The sequence below is a fragment of the Alloalcanivorax mobilis genome (genome assembly GCF_002864685.1).
GTDB lineage: Bacteria > Pseudomonadota > Gammaproteobacteria > Pseudomonadales > Alcanivoracaceae > Alloalcanivorax > Alloalcanivorax mobilis.
Window position 1 is genome coordinate 1 of record NZ_NMQZ01000091.1, and the last position, 342, is coordinate 342.

The following is a 342-nucleotide window of genomic DNA, read 5'->3' on the forward strand; positions in this document are numbered from 1 at the left end:
CTACTTTCTTGGACAAGCAAGAAAGTAGGACGCCCAACAGGGCGTCAACAGCGATGGGAAGTGGATCAGCATGAGTCGATTCCCGCTATTCCGCGAAGAACCTTTTTATTTGCCCGCCGTTCCGCGCCTCCCTGGAATTGCACACGCTTTGAGCGAACGAACCCGATCAGCGAAAAAAAGTTCTCCCCTGCCCTTGTCATGGCAAAATAAATCCGTATTATTTGCGCCTCATTCGGCGGGTCGTTAGCTCAGTTGGTAGAGCAGTTGGCTTTTAACCAATTGGTCGCTGGTTCGAATCCAGCACGACCCACCACTCTTTCAAGGGATCGCCGCCAGGCGGTC

1 protein-coding gene and 1 tRNA gene are annotated in these 342 nt (G+C 52.9%); both read left to right on the forward strand.

Annotation, left to right across the window (positions count from 1 at the left end):
• Nucleotides 1-210: hypothetical protein (locus CGS25_RS19270; RefSeq protein WP_232802512.1), on the forward strand; the 210-nt coding region annotated here is incomplete at its 5' end.
• Between the two features lie 27 nt (nt 211-237).
• Nucleotides 238-313, forward strand: a tRNA-Lys gene (locus CGS25_RS18890).
• Nucleotides 314-342 lie beyond the last annotated feature (29 nt).